This is a genomic window from Pandoraea sp. PE-S2R-1, assembly GCF_002179865.1.
In the GTDB taxonomy this organism is placed as follows: Bacteria; Pseudomonadota; Gammaproteobacteria; order Burkholderiales; family Burkholderiaceae; genus Pandoraea.
The window spans coordinates 1-501 of the sequence record NZ_NGUR01000049.1 but is presented as its reverse complement, the minus strand read 5'-3'; the positions used below and the strand labels follow the sequence as shown (position 1 = coordinate 501).

1 protein-coding gene and 1 pseudogene are annotated in these 501 nt (G+C 65.9%); both read left to right on the top strand.

The window, feature by feature from the left end; all coding sequences use genetic code 11:
* A pseudogene (locus CDV44_RS28685) lies at positions 1 to 142 on the top strand (DoxX family protein); the annotation flags it as partial.
* Positions 139 to 420 carry a DUF1427 family protein gene (locus tag CDV44_RS26980; RefSeq protein WP_087691674.1) on the top strand — a complete coding sequence of 94 codons (282 nt, stop codon included), beginning with the start codon at positions 139 to 141 and terminating at the stop codon, positions 418 to 420. The pseudogene CDV44_RS28685 and the gene CDV44_RS26980, both read left to right, overlap by 4 nt.
* The last annotated feature ends 81 nt before the right edge of the window (positions 421 to 501 follow it).

The window sequence follows — 501 nt, the reverse complement described above, 5'->3', positions numbered from 1 at the left end:
GGCCAACCGCTTCTGGGCCGCACCGCCGGGTGAGCGCGTCATGCTCGCCAACGGCTTTTTCGAGCATCTCGGACTCGTGGGCGGCTTTATCGCCGTGGCGTGGTACGACCTTAGATCGCATGCTTCGCGGAGAATTTCATGAAGCTCTATCTCGTCTCGCTCGGCGTCGGCGTGCTCGTCGGCATTCTTTATGGCGGCCTCGGGGTGCGCTCCCCTGCACCGCCCGCCGTCGCGCTTCTCGGCTTGCTCGGCATGCTGATCGGCGAACAGGTCGTGCCCCCGGTCAAGCGTCTGCTGGCTGGCGAACCGGTCAATCTCGTGTGGTTCCATCGGGAATGCGTGCCGAAGATCACCGGACTGCCCGGGCCCGTCGTGCAGACATCGCAGGATGAAGGCAAGACCGACACGCCGAAGGCCTGATCGACCCTCCCCCTCCCGCCACGAATCGGCGATGGCTCCGTTGCGAGCCATCGCCGGTCGTCGTTCAGGCTGGCGCCTGCG

Coding starts and splice junctions, on each gene's coding strand:
- CDV44_RS26980 (WP_087691674.1), top strand. CDS start 139: ATGAAGCTCTATCTCGTCTCGCTCGGCGTCGGCGTGCTCGTCGGCATT.